The organism is Streptomyces sp. JK94 (assembly GCF_053613315.1).
Window position 1 is genome coordinate 1 of the sequence record NZ_JBSICH010000021.1, and the last position, 15,522, is coordinate 15,522.

A 15,522-nucleotide genomic window follows, 5' to 3' on the forward strand; every position below is an offset into this window, starting at 1 on the left:
TCAGTAGCGGTAGTGGTCCGCCTTGTACGGGCCCTCGACGTTGACGCCGATGTAGTCGGCCTGCTCCTGGCGGAGCGTGGTCAGCTTGACGCCGAGCGCGTCGAGGTGGAGGCGGGCGACCTTCTCGTCCAGGTGCTTGGGCAGCACGTACACGTCGGTCGGGTACGCGTCGGGCTTGGTGAACAGCTCGATCTGGGCCAGGGTCTGGTCCGCGAAGGAGTTGGACATCACGAACGACGGGTGGCCGGTGGCGTTGCCCAGGTTCAGCAGGCGGCCCTCGGACAGCACGATGAGGACCTTGCCGTCGGGGAAGGTCCAGGTGTGGACCTGCGGCTTGACCTCGTCCTTGACGACGCCGGGGATCTTGGCGAGGCCGGCCATGTCGATCTCGTTGTCGAAGTGGCCGATGTTGCCGATGATCGCCTGGTGCTTCATCCTGGCCATGTCCGAGGCCATGATGATGTCCTTGTTGCCCGTCGTCGTGACGAAGATGTCGGCCTGGTCGACGACCTCGTCCAGCGTCGTGACCTGGTAGCCGTCCATCGCCGCCTGCAGGGCGCAGATCGGGTCGATCTCGGTGACGATGACGCGGGCGCCCTGGCCGCGCAGGGACTCCGCGCAGCCCTTGCCCACGTCGCCGTAGCCGCAGACCACGGCCGTCTTGCCGCCGATGAGGACGTCCGTGGCACGGTTGATGCCGTCGATGAGGGAGTGGCGGCAGCCGTACTTGTTGTCGAACTTCGACTTCGTCACCGCGTCGTTGACGTTGATCGCCGGGAACAGCAGGGTGCCGTCGCGGTGCATCTCGTACAGACGGTGGACACCGGTCGTGGTCTCCTCGGTGACGCCGCGGATCTCGGACGCCAGCCGGGTCCACTTCTGCGGGCTCTCACTCACCGTGCGGGTGAGGAGCTCGAGGATGACACGGTGCTCGTCGGACTCGGCGGTGTCGGGCGAGGGAACCTTGCCGTCCTTCTCGTACTCGACGCCCTGATGGACCAGGAGGGTGGCGTCACCACCGTCGTCCAGGATCATGTTCGGGCCGCCGGTGGGAGTGTCCGGCCAGGTCAGCGCCTGCTCCGTGCACCACCAGTACTCCTCCAGGCTCTCGCCCTTCCAGGCGAAGACCGGAACGCCCTGCGGATTGTCGGGCGTGCCGTTCGGGCCGACGGCGATGGCGGCCGCGGCGTGGTCCTGGGTGGAGAAGATGTTGCAGGAGGCCCAGCGGACCTCGGCGCCCAGGGCGACCAGGGTCTCGATGAGCACCGCGGTCTGCACGGTCATGTGCAGGGAACCGGTGACCCGGGCGCCGGCGAGAGGCCGGGCCTCGGCGTACTCCCTGCGGATCGCCATCAGGCCGGGCATCTCATGCTCGGCGAGGGTGATCTCCTTGCGGCCGAACGCGGCCAGGGACAGGTCGGCGACCTTGAAGTCCTGGCGGTTGTCGACAGTCGTCATTGCGGGCTGCTCCTCGGGTTGGGTCGAGGTGGGTACGGCTGACCTGCGCGGCGGCGGACACAGGGGTGCCCCGAAGAGGACACAGGCATGCCCGCGTGCGCGCAGCGCAGTCCGTCGGAGGCCCTCTCTCCCTCGGCCGGTCCGTGTCCGGACCGCCCGACCGCCATCAGCAGCGACGTCTGGCTCCGTCCCAAGCTACACCGGTGGTGCCCGTCGTCCCCAGTCCGCCTCCGCACACGTCCGGACTTCGAGGGGGTGACGGGAGGTGCCTGACGGACGCGGACGGGGCCCGCCGAGGGTTCGGCGGGCCCCGGTGGTGCGGGTGGTGCGGGGGTCAGTGGGCGGCGGGCGGGGTGCTCGGGCCGCCCGGGCTGGCCTCGCGGTCCGGGCCCTTGGCGGCCTCGGTCTCGTTGTAGATGTCCGGCTCCAGGTAGATGACGCGGGCGATCGGGACGGCCTCGCGGATGCGGGCCTCGGCGGCGTCGATGGCGGAGGCGATCTCGATGGCCGTGCCGTCGTGGCGGACGGAGATCTTGGCGGCGACGAGCAGCTCCTCGGGGCCGAGGTGGAGCGTGCGCATGTGGATGATGCCGGTGACCGTGTCACCGGCGGCGATCGCGGTCTCGATCTGCTGGACCGCCTCGACCCCCGCGGCCTCACCGAGGAGCAGGGACTTGGTCTCGACGGCCAGGATCAGAGCGATCACGATGAGCAGCACGCCGATGCACAGGGTGCCGACGCCGTCCCAGACCCCGTCACCGGTGAGCAGGGCCATGCCGACACCGCCGAGGGCGAGGATCAGGCCGACGAGGGCGCCGAGGTCCTCCAGGAGGACGACGGGCAGTTCGGGGGCCTTGGAGTGGCGGACGAACTCCTTCCAGGACTTCTTGCCGCGCAGGGTGTCGGACTCCTTGATGGCGGTCCGGAAGGAGAAGGTCTCGGCGATGATCGCGAAGACGAGGACGCCCACCGGCCAGTACCAGTGCTCGATCTCGTGGGGGTGCTTGATCTTCTCGTAGCCCTCGTAGAGGGCGAACATGCCGCCGACCGAGAAGAGCACGATGGAGACGAGGAAGGCGTAGATGTAGCGCTCGCGGCCGTAGCCGAACGGGTGCTGGGGGGTGGCCTCGCGCTGGGCGCGCTTGCCGCCGAGGAGCAGGAGTCCCTGGTTGCCGGAGTCGGCGAGGGAGTGCACGGACTCGGCGAGCATCGACGACGATCCGCTGAAGAGGAACGCCACGAACTTCGCTACCGCGATCGAGAGGTTGGCGAGCAGTGCCGCCACGATCGCCTTGGTTCCGCCTGACGCGCTCATGTGTCGCGTAGTCCCTTCGCCTTCGTCTGCGTCCGTACGCCGGTGGGGGTGCGGCCGGTCATCGGCCGTGCCCCTCCTTCGCGGTGCGTCATTGTTGCAGCCCGTGCGGGCCCCGAGGTGCCGGATGCCCCGTCGTACGCCCGTCAGGCCTGTGTCAGACGAGCACGGTGGCCCGGAAGAGGGTGCCGGGTCCGGATGTCTCGGCCTTTTCACCCGCCGGGACGAACACGGACTGGCCGGGGGCGAGCACGTGTTCGCCCGCCCGGACGGTGCCCGCCGTGCAGAGCAGGATCTGCGGGGCGGGCAGGGTCAGGTCGTGGGCGCCGGAGCCCTCGGGGAGGACGTGGCGGGACAGCCGGAACTCGTCGATCGGGGTCGCGTAGACCTCTTCGCCGTCGGGGGACGCCTCCGGGCGGAGGACGCCGGGCTCGCCGGCCTCGAAGCGGACGACGCGCAGCAGTTCCGGGACGTCGACGTGCTTGGGGGTGAGGCCGCAGCGCAGGACGTTGTCGGAGTTGGCCATGATCTCGACGCCGAGGCCGCTGAGGTAGGCGTGCGGGATGCCCGCGCCGAGGAACAGGGCCTCTCCCGGCTGGAGCCGGACGTGGTTGAGGAGCAGGGCGGCGAGGACGCCGGGGTCGCCGGGGTAGTGGCGGGCGATGCCGGCGTAGGGCGTGTAGGCGCCGCCGAGGCGGTCGCAGGCGGCCGCGGTCTCGGTGACCGTGCGGGACATCTCCTCGGGGTCGGCCGTGAGGATCGCGGTGAGGACCTCGCGCAGGGCGGCGTCCTCGGGGTGTGCGCGCAGCAGGTCGACGTAGGGCTTGAGGGAGGCGACGCCGAGGCCGTCGAGCAGGTCGGCCGTCCCGGTGGGGGTGCGGAAGCCGCACAGGCCGTCGAACTCGGTGAGGGCGCAGATCAGTTCGGGCTTGTGGTTGGCGTCCTTGTAGTTGCGGTGCGGGGCGTCCAGGGGGACGCCCCGGCGCTCCTCGTCCTCGTAGCCCGCCTTCGCCCGGGCCAGGTCGGGGTGGACCTGGAGGGAGAGCGGGGCGCCGGCGGCGAGGAGCTTGAGCAGGAAGGGCAGCCGGGGGCCGAACCTGGCCACGGAGGCTTCGCCCAGCTCCTTCGCGGGGTCGGCGTCGACGACCTCGGCCAGGGTGCCCCGACCGGTGCGGGAGGGGGCTCCCGGGTGGGCTCCCATCCACATCTCCGCCTGCGGCTCGCCGGTCGGCTCGGTCCCGAGCAGGGCCGGGATCGCGGTGGTGGAACCCCAGGCGTAGGGGCGGACGGTGTTGTCGAGGCGGTCCATGTGCTCTCTCTGCCGGTGCGTGCGCGGTGCGTGTCCTGGTGCGTACGAGATGGTGCGTACGGGGTCAGGTGCTGGAGGCGAGCGCCAGGTAAACGGCGGCGAAATCCGTGATGGCGATCAGTTCGGCGAGGGTCTCCAGTTCGCCGCCCTCCTCCGGCTCCAGTTCGCTGATCGGCGTGTCGTGGCCGAGGGCGAGGTCACGGGCGCCCGGGGCGGCGGTGAGGCCGCCGCTGGGGCGGTCGCGGAGGAGCACCACGCGCGCGTGCAGGGCCGGTGCCTCCTCGACGCGGTCGCGGAAGAAGTCGTCGGGGTCCGCGCCCGCGGCGAGTTGGCCGGCGAGCAGGGCGCTGTGCGCGGCGAGTGCCTCGGGCAGTTCGGCGACGACGGCCGGGGTGCCGGACAACTCGGCGAGCGCGGCGGCGAAGCGGCGGCCCGCCGGTCCGGCCGAGGTGCCCTCGGTCCAGACGACCGGGAGGGAGTCGGCCAGTTCGGACGCCAGGGTCTTGGCGGGGTTGCCGTAGGTCGCGATGGCGGGTCCGCAGCGCTCGGCGATGCGGTCGAGGCGGTCGGCGACCTTCTCCAGGGTCTCGGGCGGCGCGTCGAGCAGGGCGGTGCGGTCCAGCAGCGCGAGGAGCGGGGTGAGCAGCGCCCACAGGACGCCGGGGGCCGCGCCGGCGAGGGGTTCGTCGTGGTCGTAGGGGGCTGTCGCCATCGGGATGAACAGGCCGTGCGAGCCGTTCACCGCCTCGCTGAGCGGGGAGCGGGCGGGGGCGACGGCGACGACCGTGCAGCCCCGGCGGTAGGCCTGTTCGGCGAGCAGGGCGAGGCCCGGCTCGGTGCCTTCGGGGGTGGCGATCAGCAGGAGGTCCACGGAGCCGGCCCAGCCGGGCAGTTCCCAGCGCAGGGCGCCCGCGGCGGGGGCGACGCCTGCGGGGGCGAGGCGGGTGACGGGGCTGCCGGCGCCGGCGAGCGTGCCGAGGAGGTCGGCGGCGTGGGTGGCGGCGGCGCCGGGACCGGCGATCAGTACGGCGCGGGGGCGGCCGTCGGGCTTGAGGTTGCCGACGCCCGCCTCGGCGGCGTACCGGGCGGCGGTGCGTACGCGGGCGCCGGCCTCGGCGGCACCGCGGAGCAGGCCGCGGCGGTCGGCCTCGGTGAGGCGCTCCGGGTCGTCGAGGAGCGTTTCGTCGAGCATGGCGGCAGTCTCCGATCGCCGGAAGCGTTCGTTCGGTTGCGCGGGGCGCCCGGCCGTCGGTTACGCCGGGCGGCGGGCCTCGTCGACGAGGAGGACGGGGATGCCGTCGCGCACGGGGTATGCCAGGCCGCAGTCCTGGCCGGTGCAGATCAGTTCCGCGTCCCGCTCCTCGAGGGGGGCGTGGCAGGCCGGGCAGGCGAGGATCTCCAGGAGGCCGGCTTCGAGCGGCATGGGGGTTCCCTTCGGGGCGGTTGCGGTCTGTGCGGATGTGCTGGTCAGGGTACCGCCGGTGGGCGCCGGGCGGAGGGGTGCCGTCCTTGCGGCCACCGGCGGCCGTGCGAGCGGGGCCTCATCCCCTGATGATCGCCAGCGCCTCGTCGCGCACCTTCGTCATCGTCGCCTCGTCCCGTGCCTCCGCGTTCAGGCGCAGCAGCGGTTCGGTGTTGGAGGGGCGGACGTTGAACCACCAGTCGGCGGCCGTGACGGTGAGGCCGTCCAGGTCGTCGATCGTGACGTCCTCGCGGCCCTGGTACGCGGCCCTGACGGCGTCGAGGCGGGCCGCCTGGTCGGCGACGGTGGAGTTGATCTCGCCGGAGCCGGCGTAGCGGTCGTACTGGGCGACCAGCGCGGACAGCGGGCCCTGCTGGCCGCCGAGGGCGGCGAGGACGTGGAGGGCGGCCAGCATGCCGGTGTCGGCGTTCCAGAAGTCGCGGAAGTAGTAGTGCGCGGAGTGCTCGCCGCCGAAGATGGCACCGGTCCTGGCCATCTCGGCCTTGATGAAGGAGTGGCCCACGCGGGTGCGCTCCGGTGTGCCGCCGTTCTCCTTCACGACCTCCGGGACGGACCAGGAGGTGATCAGGTTGTGGATGACGGTGCCCTCGCCGCCGTTGCGGGCGAGTTCCCGGGCGGCCACGAGGGCGGTGACGGCGGACGGGGAGACCGGGTCGCCGTTCTGGTCGACGACGAAGCAGCGGTCGGCGTCGCCGTCGAAGGCGAGGCCGAGGTCGGCGCCCTCCGCGCGGACGCGCTCCTGCAGGTCGACGAGGTTGGCCGGGTCCAGCGGGTTGGCCTCGTGGTGGGGGAAGGTGCCGTCCAGCTCGAAGTACATCGGCACCAGGTCCAGGGGCAGGCCGGCGAAGACCGAGGGGACGGTGTGGCCGCCCATGCCGTTGCCCGCGTCGACGACGACCTTCAGGGGCCTGAGGGCGGTCAGGTCGACCAGGGAGCGCAGGTGGGCGGCGTAGTCGGCGAGCGTGTCCCGCCGGGTGACCGTGCCCGGCCGGGACGCCGGCTCCGGGGCGCCGGAGGTGCTCCAGCGCTCCACCAGGGTGCGGATCTCGGCGAGGCCGGTGTCCTGGCCGACGGGGGCGGCGCCCGCGCGGCAGAGCTTGATGCCGTTGTACCGGGCGGGGTTGTGCGAGGCCGTGAACATGGCGCCCGGCAGGTCCAGTGCGCCGGAGGCGTAGTACAGCTGGTCGGTGGAGCACAGGCCGATCCCGGTGACGTCGGCGCCGCGGGCCGCGGCCCCGCGCGCGAAGGCACCGGACAGGGCCGGGGAGGAGGGCCTCATGTCGTGGCCGACCACGACGGCGCTCGCGCCGGTCAGCTCGACGAAGGCCGCGCCGAACAGCTCGGCCAGCGATGCGTCCCACTGGTCCGGAACCACACCGCGCACGTCGTACGCCTTCACGATCTGCGCCAGATCAGCAGCCACGGCCAACCTTCCCTGAAGTCCTGTCGGAGTCCACAAACTACCCGTAACCGCCGACCGGGCGTCGGGCGGTTCCCGAAGGCCGGGGCGGGCGGGCCCGGGAACGTGCCGGGCCGGTCGGGGCCTGTCCGGCCCGGGACCGGCGGGGGCTGCCCGCCTGCGCCCGGGCACCCGGCCGGGGCAGGCCGAGACTAGAGGGCGGCGCCTCGCGCGGCAGGCCGCCCCCCGTGCGCCCTGCGGCCGCGCAGGCGAGGGCGGCGTTCTGTGAGGGAGGCGTTTTGCGAGAGAGGGGGCGTCGCCGACGCTTGGGTACGGAAGTGGCCTGAGGTACCGGGAGGAGTCAGTTGTCCGGCGAGCGCAGCACGCGCAGGTGGCCGCGGCGCGCGACCTCCATCGGGTCGGCCGTGCGCGGACCGCCGCCGGCCTCGGCCTTCCGCTCCTGGGGCCGGGCCGCCTCGCGCACCGCGTTGGCGAGCGCTTCCAGGTCGTCACCGCTGGGGCGGGCCGGGGCCGAGCCGTCGAGCAGGCGGACGACCTCCCAGCCGCGGGGGGCGGTGAGGCGCTCGGAGTGCTCGGCGCACAGGTCGTAGCAGTGGGGTTCGGCGTAGGTGGCGAGCGGGCCGAGGACCGCGGTCGAGTCGGCGTAGACGTACGTCAGCGTCGCGACGGCGGGACGGCCGCAGGCGGTGCGCGAACAGCGACGTACAGGGCTCACGATGTTGGACGGTACCGCACTCTTGAGCGGGCCGCGACGACTCTGCACCAGGTCACACCACCGTGTCGGGTTGTGAAACGCCCCACACGGCGCTTCGCACCCACCTCGCTGACCTGCACGGACGCGACTTTTCGCGAGGTCCGGCGCCGGCGGAGCCGGTCGCGAACCGCTACGAACAGCGACATTTGCCTCGAGTTCGGCGGTCGCGGAGCGATATGGAATCGAGCCCTGGGCTGGCTGGAACGGTCATCCTGCGACACGTCCGACCGGGTGCCCCGGCACGTCGCGGTGTGCGTGTGCGGTCCGGCGTGCGGACCCGGCGGGGACTACCCTTCAGCAGTGATGGACAACCCCGTGACGCCCCGTGATGCCGGCCGCCCAGGGCCCCGCCGTCGTGATCGCCACGGCCGGGGCATGCGGGGCCCGATCGCACCCCCGCAGGTGCCGCTGGCCGCGAGCCGCGGCGAGGTCTTCGCGGACCTGGTGCAGGACTCCGTGGAGCGCCTGGAGCGCCGGTGGCCGCAGCTCGCCGACGTCGACTTCCTCGTCCTCGAGGTGCCGCGGCTGGACGGCGCCGCCGACGGGGCGTGGAACGACGAGGCGGTTCCGCTCGGCAGGGCGGTGCCGTCGCGGGAGGGCCGGCGGGGGCGGGTGGTCGTGTACCGGCGGCCGGTCGAGATCCGGACGAAGGGGCGCGACGAGCGGGCGGCGCTCGTGCACGAGATCGTCGTCGAGCAGGTCGCGGAGCTGTTGGGGCTGACGCCGGAGACGGTGGACCCGCGGTACGGGGAGGACTGAGCGGGCGGCCGCGGCACGGGGGCCGCGGCCGCTGTCCGCGCGGTGCGGCCCGCTACCTCTGCAGCACCGACAGGTCCTCGTCCGCGTTCGGTACGGCGACCGTCCCCCGGTCGTCGGGGAGGGTCTGCACGGTGAAGGACGCGACGTCGTCGTCCTGCCCGGTCAGGGTGCGCGACGCGTACACCGGGCCGCCCGAGACCGTCTCGACCGTCAGCGCGTAGGTGCCCTCCAGGCCGGCGGGGACCGGGGCCGCGACGTCCTGGGTCGTGCCGCCCTTGATCGTGTACGTCTCGGTCGCCGCCGTGCCGCCCTCGGTGCCCGCCGACGCCGTGACCCTGACCTGCGCGGCCTCCCCGGGGGCGGTCAGGGACAGCGTCGTGCTCCTGGCGCGGTTGTCCGCCGACGTCGCGCGTGCGCCGACCGGACCGGTGGCCGGGATGAACGCCGACTCCTGCTCCCCGCCCTTGCCCCGCACGACCCGGACCGCGGCCACGACCGGCACCGCACGGCCGGTCGGCGTCAGCACCAGCGACCCGGCCTCGCCGCGCGTGGCCTCACCGAGGTCGACGCCGGTCGTCATGCCCGCCTTCACGCGCACGGTCTCGTTCCCGGCGGGCGTGATCAGCCCGGACGGCGAGGCGAGCCGCACCTTCAGGTCGGCGTCCGTGCCACCGGGCGTGAACAGCACCAGGCGTACGGCCGTGGCGTCCTTCGGGATGCCCGGCAGCACGAGGTCGCCCGCCGGAGCCGCGGCCGCGGTCAGCCAGTCACCGCCGGTCTTGTCGTCCAGTGCCTGCACCGCGGCCCCGACCCGTCCGCTGCGCACGCCGACGTGCACGGTGAGGTCGGTCTCCCGCACGTCGCTGAGCGTGGACAGCAGCAGGGACTCACCGGCGTGCGGCGGCACCGTGACGCCGTCCGCCACCGTGGTCTTCAGGGCGCCGTCCTTGCCGTACAGCTCGATGTCGACGACGGCCGCCGAGTCGTCGGGGTTGGTCAGGTGCAGGTAGTCGGTGCGGTCGGTCACCGTGGCCGCGCCGGGGAACCAGAACTCGGTGTCCGGGGCGGTGCAGTTGACGCCCTGCAGTCCCCGGCCCGTTCCGGCGGCGACCTCCGTGGTCTGCTGCACGGTCCAGCCGGGGGCGTGGCTCCCCTCCGCGGTCCCGATCAGCGCGGGCGTGTCCGCGCCGGAGGTCTTGCCGGTGGCCGGCGTACCGGGCTCCTCGGGCTGCACGACGGGTTTGCCGGTCTTCTCCCCCTCCTCGGCGTCCCCGGCGCCCCCGGTGTCCCCGGACGCGTCGCCCGGCTCCGCCGTCGTGAGCGTGGCCGCGCCCTTCTCGGCGGCGCCCTTGGTGACGGGCGTGAAGGAGGTGTACGAGGTCTCGGCGAGGTCGGAGGTGCTGGGCGCCGGGCACGACAGACTGGTGCGTTCCACGGGCAGCCGGGCCGCCGGCCGGGCGGTGTCCGCACCGGTGGCGTCCGGAGTGGTCACCGCGGCGAATCCGGTGACGGCGGCGAGGGCGGTCGCGCCGGCGATCAGGGACAGGGTGGTGCGCTTCACTGCTGGCTCCCGTCGGGACGCTCACTGCCCGTACCGCGGGGGTCGTGGGGCGGGGAGGGGTCGTACGGCGTGTCGTATCCGCTCCGGCCGTACGCCTGGTCGTAGCCGGGGTCGTACGGTCCGGCCTGGGAGGGGCCGGAGGGGTCGCCGTAGGCATACGGGTCGTACTGGCCCGTGTCGTACCGGCCGCCCGGGCCGCCCTGGTGGGCGTCCGCCTGGTACGGGTCCGCCTGGTACGGCTGTTGCTGTGCGTACGCGCCCGGGTCGTACTGCTGGGTGTCCTGGTACTGCTCGCCGCCGTACGTCCCGTAGGAGCCGTGATCGGCGGCGGTGTACCCCGTCGAGTCCCAGGCGCCGTACGCAGGTTGCTGCGGGACGGACACGGGTGTCTCGGCGGGCGGGGCGGCCTCCTCGAAGGCGTCCGGGGTCCCGGTCGCCGCCTCGGCGCCCGCTCCGGCCTCGGCCTCGGCCTCCGCCCCGGCCTGGGCCCGCAGGCGCCGGGCGCGGCGGCCTTCGCCCTCGACGGCCTCGGCGGGAACGAGCTGCTCGTCGGGCAGGTCGTCGTCGACGTCGCGGCGCCTGCCGGGCAGGGCGAGGACGACCAGGACCACGGCGAGCAGGCCCTGGGCCCAGAGCCAGACGGTGTGGGTGAAGGGGGCGTCGTAGGTGACGTCCAGCCTTCCGCCGGAGGCCGGCAGTTCGAAGCCCTGCGCCCAGCCGTCGACGGTGGTGCGGGTGAGGGGCTTGCCGTCCAGGGTGGCCGTCCAGCCCTCGGCGGCGGTGTCGGCCAGGCGCAGCACGCGGCCGTCGGCGCCGGACGGGATGTCGGTGTGGATCTCGACGGGGCCGGCCGCCACGGGCCGCGGCTCGCCGGCCCCCGCACCGTCGCCGGAGACGATGGTCGCGCGCGCGACCTCCTGGTCCACCCGCCACAGGCCGCTGCCGTCCTGCTGGCTCAGCCGGTTCAGGCCGGGCGTGGTGTCCAGGACGCGGGTGACCTCGCGGGGCGCGCCCTTGTGCACGAGGACGTAGCGCACGGCGAAGCCGCCGAGTTGTTCCGCCTGGTCGGCGCCGGAACCGGCGACGAGGTTGGCGACGATCTTGTCGAGCCGGTCGTTCCCGCCGTCCCCGGCGGCCAGTTCGCCGTCGCCGAGGCGGGCTCCGGAGCCGCGGACCAGCATGTAGCCGACGTGGGCGGCGGAGTCGCTGTCGAGGACGAGGGTGCGGGCCTGGTCGCGGGTGCGGCTCTCCTCGGCGACGAACGCGGGCACCTGGACGGGGTCTCGTCGCTCCAGGGGCCCGTCGGCGCCGCCGATCATCCAGCCGGTGGCGGCGATCAGCGGGCCGACAGCCGAGGCGAGGGCGATCAGGGCGGCGACCGGCTGGCGCCAGCCGAAGCTCTGCTCGGCCACGCGGGAGCGGGCCCCGTCGGCGCCGAGGGTCGCGGCGGACAGGAGGGCGATGCCGTAGACGAGTGTGGCGGGTCCGGCCCAGACGGAGCGGTTGGAGAGCACCGCGAAGACCAGGGCGACCAGGGCGACGGCCCAGGCCGTGCGGATGCCCGACTGCCGCTCCGAGCGCAGCAGGGCGGCCAGTGCGGCGAGCACGATGCCGGTGAGGATCAGTCCGCCCACCGTGCCGGGGCCGCCGGGGCTCGCGCCGAGCAGGTCGAGGGCGGAGGCGGCCGAGGCGCCGTACTCGAGGCCGGCCTGGTCGAAGAAGCCGAACGGGAGCAGCGACAGCGACCAGGGGGCGAGGAGCAGCAGCGGGGTGCCGAGCTGGGCGACGAAACGCAGGCCGTACGCCGTGACGTCGCTCCCGCGCAGGATCACGACCCCGGCGCCGAGGAGCAGCGCGACGGGCCAGACGACGGGCGTGAAGGCGGTGGTGACCGTCAGCAGCAGCGCGTACGCCCAGGTGGCGCGCCAGCTGCCGCGGGTGCCGGCCGGGTTGCTGAGGCCGGCCGCCGCGACGCCCGCGCGCGCGATGAGCGGGAGGAGTACGGCGAGGACGGCGGTGCCGATGCGGCCGCCGGCGAGGGCGCCGGTGGCGGCGGGCAGGAAGGCGTAGGCGACGGCGGCCCACGCGCGCAGCAGCCGCGAGGTGACGAGCCGCCGGGAGGCGAAGTACGCGGTGACGCCGGCCAGGGGGACGGAGCAGACCAGCAGCAGGGTGACGGCGAGTGAGCCGGAGCCCAGCAGCAGGGAGGCGAGTGCGGCGAGGATCGCGAGGTAGGGGGGTGCGGAGGCGGTGCCGCCCGTGCCGACCGTGTGCCAGGCGTCCGTGTACCGCGACCACAGCTCGCCGGCGCCGTCCGGGGCGGGCAGCAGGGCGCCGCCGGCCAGTGCGCCGCCGCCGAACAGGGCGCGGCAGGCGGCCAGGGAGACGAGCAGCAGCACCAGGAGAAGCACCGGGCCCGGCTTGCGGGCGATGCGTTTGAGGCGGGCGAACTGCTCGATCTCCAGGAAGTCCGCGTCGTCGCCGCCGGGTCCGGACTCGATGCCGCCGCCGTGCCGTCCGGCGCCGGTGGCGGTCTCGGCGTCGGAGCTGCCGGCGAGGTTGCCCGCGACCTGCTCGACGGTGACGCGGATGGTCGCGCCGGGCGGCGGGAACAGGGGGCGCAGCTCGTCCTTGGAGATCTGCGGGCTGCCTCGTTCCCGGCGTCCGGCGATGATGCGCTCGGGGCGCAGCAGGACGCCCAGCAGGCCCCGGATCTCGTCGAGGGCCTGTCCGGGGACCTTGCCGACGAGGTGGGCGAGGGTGCGCAGCAGGGTGCCGACGACGATGCGCAGCAGCACCCAGGGCAGGGCGGCCGTGCGGACGTTGACGAGGAGGGTGTGGACGGCGCCCGCCTTGTCCACCTTGTGCGGGGAGGCGGTGGTGCGGCCCGCGCAGTCGACGGTGCGGCGTTCGCGGGAGGCGGCCTCGGCGTGGCGTACGACGGCCTCGGGAGCGACGAGGACGCGGAGGCCGGCGGCGTGCGCGCGCCAGCACAGGTCGACGTCGTCGCGCATCAGGGGGAGCCGGCGGTCGAACCCGCCGAGCCGTTCGAAGACGTCGCGCCGGATCAGCATGCCGGCGGTGGACACCGACAGGACGGGCCGGACGTGGTCGTGCTGGCCCTGGTCCTGTTCGCGGCGGTCCAGGCCGGTCCAGCGGCGGCCGGAGTTGGCGATGGAGACGCCGACCTCCAGCAGTTGCCTGCGGTCGTACCAGCCGCGGAGCTTGGGACCGACCACGGCGAGGTCGTCGCGGCCGAGTTCGTACTCGTTGTCCACGACGCGCAGCAGCTGGGCCAGGGCGTCGGGTTCGGGGGCGCAGTCGTCGTGCAGCAGCCACAGCCACTGCACCGGCTCTCCGTGGGGCAGCTCCGGCAGGTCGTAGGCGTCGTCGCGCCAGGTGCGCGTGACGGGGTCCCAGCCGCTGGGCCGCTTCAGGTACGCCAGGTCGTCGGCGGTGAGGACGGGGGCGGTGCGGGCGGCCTCCTCGACGGCCTGGCCGAAGCCGGTGCGCCGGGCGAGGTGGAGCACGCGGTCGTCGCCGAGGGCGTCGGCGACCAGCCGGGCGGAGTCGTCGGCGCTGCCGGTGTCGGCGGCCACGGCGTACTGGACGGGGCGCTCCTGGCCGAGCAGCCCGGCGAGTGCGTCGGGCAGCCAGCGGGCTCCGTCGTGGGCGACGAGGACCGCGGTCACGACGTGGCGCGGGAACTCAGGTGCGGCAGCGAGGTCTTGCTGGGCTGCCGTGTGGCTGTGCACGGACATCGAGGTACGGGCCCCGGTTCGGTGGACTGCGGTGGACACCCGTGCCCGTTGGGGGTGGCGGGGCGTCTCGGACGAGCGCCCACACTATCGGCTGGGCAGGACCACGGCCCGCCGCCTGTGGACAACCCACCCGCGACGGGCCGTTCCCGCCGATCCTGCCGATCCCGCCGGTATGTACGCGTGCGGGTGCGGGTGCGGGTGCACGCGGGTGTGCGCCGCTCCGTCCGTCGGGCGGCGGCTCAGACGGCGGCCTTCTTCAGCCGGCGGCGTTCCCGCTCGGACAGGCCGCCCCAGATGCCGAAGCGCTCGTCGTTCGCGAGGGCGTACTCGAGGCACTCGGAGCGGACCTCGCAGGCGAGGCAGACCTTCTTGGCCTCCCGGGTGGACCCGCCCTTCTCGGGGAAGAAGGACTCGGGGTCGGTCTGGGCGCACAGTGCGCGCTCCTGCCAGCCGAGTTCCTCGTCCGCGTCGTCGACCAGCAGTTGCTGCACCAGCTCGGTCATGTGCGCCCCTCGTCCGTCTTTCGCGTCCCCGTGATCCAGCCGTTATCGATTCCGGCTGAACGACACGAGTGAAATTACAAGTGTGCTGCTCCGGGCGAGTCAAGCCGAGATCTGCTATTGGGCCCCTTATTCACTCTGCGGAACCAAGGCCATGCGGAAAGTGTTCAAATCGCCTTAAACCTTGACATACCGATGAGGCCCACAGGGGCACCGATCCCGCGCAGAGCCTGCACAGGGAAGGACGTCCCGGCGTTCGATCCCGTTCCGATACACACGCCGAAGCGAACCGGATCACATTCGGATCACGGGATCGCAACGGGGGTTGTGCGCCCGGCTTGTGCGCCATGTGTCCCGGAACCCCCCTGAGCAAACCTTTCACCTGTGAGATGAACCGGATGAGGTGAAGCATGTCCCACATAACGGGCATCGAGTTGACAGTGCCGGTGTGAACCGCTGTCCTTGTGGGCATGCTCGCGAACTTGGCGCTCACCTCGACCCGCACCGCCGGGTCCCACGGTGCTGCCCGCGCTCGCTGTAGCCGTTGTCGCCGTTCCGGCTGTTGAGCCCACCGCGCTCCGGCCGTCTCCGGGTCCACGCGACCCGGCCGTCCACCCCTCGCCCCACCAGGGCCGTGCTTCGCCGTCTCCGCTTCTCCCCCGCACTCTCCTGCCGAGGAACCACCGACCCATGAACAGCGACAGCGACCTCCAGATCGCCGGCGACATCCTCGAAGTCCCGCACCTCCTCCAGGCACCGCGCGAGCACCCTGCCACCGTCGCCGAGTTCGCCGGCCTGGCCCGCTCCCTCGCCGCCGACCGCTCCCAGTGGGCGCACCTCGTGCGGTACGACGCGACGGCACGCTGGTACCACCGGCTGCGCACCGGCCCCGGCTACGAGGTCTGGCTGCTGTCCTGGGTGCCGGGCCAGGGCAGCGGACGACACGACCACGGCCGGTCCTCCGGCGTCCTGACCGTCCTGGACGGCACGCTCACCGAGCGCACTCGGCGCGGCACGCGCGCGTTGGAGAAGGGGGCGCAGCGGGTCTTCGCGCCGGGCTACGTGCACGAGGTGGCCAACGACGCGCTGGAGCCGGCGGTCAGCCTGCACGTCTACCACCCGGGGCTCACGTCGATGCCGATGCACTCCGCGCGGTGCTCGGACGCCGGTGCCGTGACGACTGCCTGACGCACTGTCGCACCCGC

12 protein-coding genes are annotated in these 15,522 nt (G+C 73.5%); 2 read left to right on the forward strand and 10 right to left on the reverse strand.

The window, feature by feature from the left end; all coding sequences use genetic code 11:
• The 7 genes from ahcY to ACVV2G_RS20255 form a co-directional block, all read right to left on the reverse strand.
• Positions 1 to 1,458 (reverse strand): adenosylhomocysteinase, encoded by a 1,458-nt coding sequence (gene ahcY / locus ACVV2G_RS20225; protein ID WP_453844136.1) that lies wholly within the window; start codon positions 1,456 to 1,458, stop codon positions 1 to 3.
• Between the two features lie 334 nt (positions 1,459 to 1,792).
• Positions 1,793 to 2,773, reverse strand: coding sequence for a cation diffusion facilitator family transporter (locus tag ACVV2G_RS20230; protein WP_453844137.1), 981 nt, complete (start codon positions 2,771 to 2,773; stop codon positions 1,793 to 1,795).
• A 154-nt stretch (positions 2,774 to 2,927) separates the two neighbouring features.
• On the reverse strand, positions 2,928 to 4,079 hold the full coding sequence (gene manA / locus ACVV2G_RS20235) for a mannose-6-phosphate isomerase, class I (protein ID WP_453844138.1): 1,152 nt from the start codon (positions 4,077 to 4,079) through the stop codon (positions 2,928 to 2,930).
• A gap of 64 nt (positions 4,080 to 4,143) precedes the next feature.
• On the reverse strand, positions 4,144 to 5,271 hold the full coding sequence (locus ACVV2G_RS20240; RefSeq protein ID WP_453844139.1) for an SIS domain-containing protein: 1,128 nt from the start codon (positions 5,269 to 5,271) through the stop codon (positions 4,144 to 4,146).
• 60 nt (positions 5,272 to 5,331) lie between these two features.
• Positions 5,332 to 5,502, reverse strand: a complete 171-nt coding sequence (locus ACVV2G_RS20245) for a Trm112 family protein (RefSeq protein ID WP_079163527.1) — start codon at positions 5,500 to 5,502, stop codon at positions 5,332 to 5,334.
• Positions 5,503 to 5,620: 118 nt separating this feature from the next.
• Positions 5,621 to 6,985 carry a phosphomannomutase/phosphoglucomutase gene (locus ACVV2G_RS20250; RefSeq protein ID WP_453844140.1) on the reverse strand — a complete coding sequence of 455 codons (1,365 nt, stop codon included), beginning with the start codon at positions 6,983 to 6,985 and terminating at the stop codon, positions 5,621 to 5,623.
• Between the two features lie 337 nt (positions 6,986 to 7,322).
• Positions 7,323 to 7,745: a DUF3499 domain-containing protein gene (locus tag ACVV2G_RS20255; protein ID WP_453844141.1), complete on the reverse strand. Its 423-nt coding sequence runs from the start codon at positions 7,743 to 7,745 to the stop codon at positions 7,323 to 7,325.
• Positions 7,746 to 8,039: 294 nt separating this feature from the next.
• On the opposite strand from ACVV2G_RS20255, the gene ACVV2G_RS20260 reads away from it, so the two are divergent.
• Entirely contained in the window at positions 8,040 to 8,495 is a 456-nt protein-coding gene (locus tag ACVV2G_RS20260) for a metallopeptidase family protein (RefSeq protein WP_453844197.1), read from the forward strand.
• Between the two features lie 52 nt (positions 8,496 to 8,547).
• Here ACVV2G_RS20260 and ACVV2G_RS20265 read toward each other — a convergent pair whose 3' ends face one another.
• The 3 genes from ACVV2G_RS20265 to ACVV2G_RS20275 form a co-directional block, all read right to left on the reverse strand.
• On the reverse strand, positions 8,548 to 10,056 hold the full coding sequence (locus ACVV2G_RS20265) for a DUF5719 family protein (RefSeq protein ID WP_453844142.1): 1,509 nt from the start codon (positions 10,054 to 10,056) through the stop codon (positions 8,548 to 8,550).
• The gene (locus ACVV2G_RS20270) at positions 10,053 to 13,817 is read right to left on the reverse strand and encodes a glycosyltransferase family 2 protein (RefSeq protein ID WP_453844143.1); all 3,765 of its coding nucleotides are present in this window, start codon (positions 13,815 to 13,817) and stop codon (positions 10,053 to 10,055) included. Before ACVV2G_RS20270 ends, ACVV2G_RS20265 begins: the two co-directional genes overlap by 4 nt.
• Before the next feature lie 239 nt (positions 13,818 to 14,056).
• Positions 14,057 to 14,320, reverse strand: a complete 264-nt coding sequence (locus ACVV2G_RS20275; RefSeq protein ID WP_003975777.1) for a WhiB family transcriptional regulator — start codon at positions 14,318 to 14,320, stop codon at positions 14,057 to 14,059.
• A 687-nt stretch (positions 14,321 to 15,007) separates the two neighbouring features.
• On the opposite strand from ACVV2G_RS20275, the gene ACVV2G_RS20280 reads away from it, so the two are divergent.
• Positions 15,008 to 15,505 (forward strand): cysteine dioxygenase, encoded by a 498-nt coding sequence (locus ACVV2G_RS20280; RefSeq protein ID WP_453844144.1) that lies wholly within the window; start codon positions 15,008 to 15,010, stop codon positions 15,503 to 15,505.
• Positions 15,506 to 15,522: the final 17 nt, after the last annotated feature.

Coding starts and splice junctions, on each gene's coding strand:
- ahcY (WP_453844136.1), bottom strand. CDS start 1,458: ATGACGACTGTCGACAACCGCCAGGACTTCAAGGTCGCCGACCTGTCC.
- ACVV2G_RS20230 (WP_453844137.1), bottom strand. CDS start 2,773: ATGAGCGCGTCAGGCGGAACCAAGGCGATCGTGGCGGCACTGCTCGCC.
- manA (WP_453844138.1), bottom strand. CDS start 4,079: ATGGACCGCCTCGACAACACCGTCCGCCCCTACGCCTGGGGTTCCACC.
- ACVV2G_RS20240 (WP_453844139.1), bottom strand. CDS start 5,271: ATGCTCGACGAAACGCTCCTCGACGACCCGGAGCGCCTCACCGAGGCC.
- ACVV2G_RS20245 (WP_079163527.1), bottom strand. CDS start 5,502: ATGCCGCTCGAAGCCGGCCTCCTGGAGATCCTCGCCTGCCCGGCCTGC.
- ACVV2G_RS20260 (WP_453844197.1), top strand. CDS start 8,040: ATGGACAACCCCGTGACGCCCCGTGATGCCGGCCGCCCAGGGCCCCGC.
- ACVV2G_RS20270 (WP_453844143.1), bottom strand. CDS start 13,817: ATGTCCGTGCACAGCCACACGGCAGCCCAGCAAGACCTCGCTGCCGCA.
- ACVV2G_RS20275 (WP_003975777.1), bottom strand. CDS start 14,320: ATGACCGAGCTGGTGCAGCAACTGCTGGTCGACGACGCGGACGAGGAA.
- ACVV2G_RS20280 (WP_453844144.1), top strand. CDS start 15,008: ATGAACAGCGACAGCGACCTCCAGATCGCCGGCGACATCCTCGAAGTC.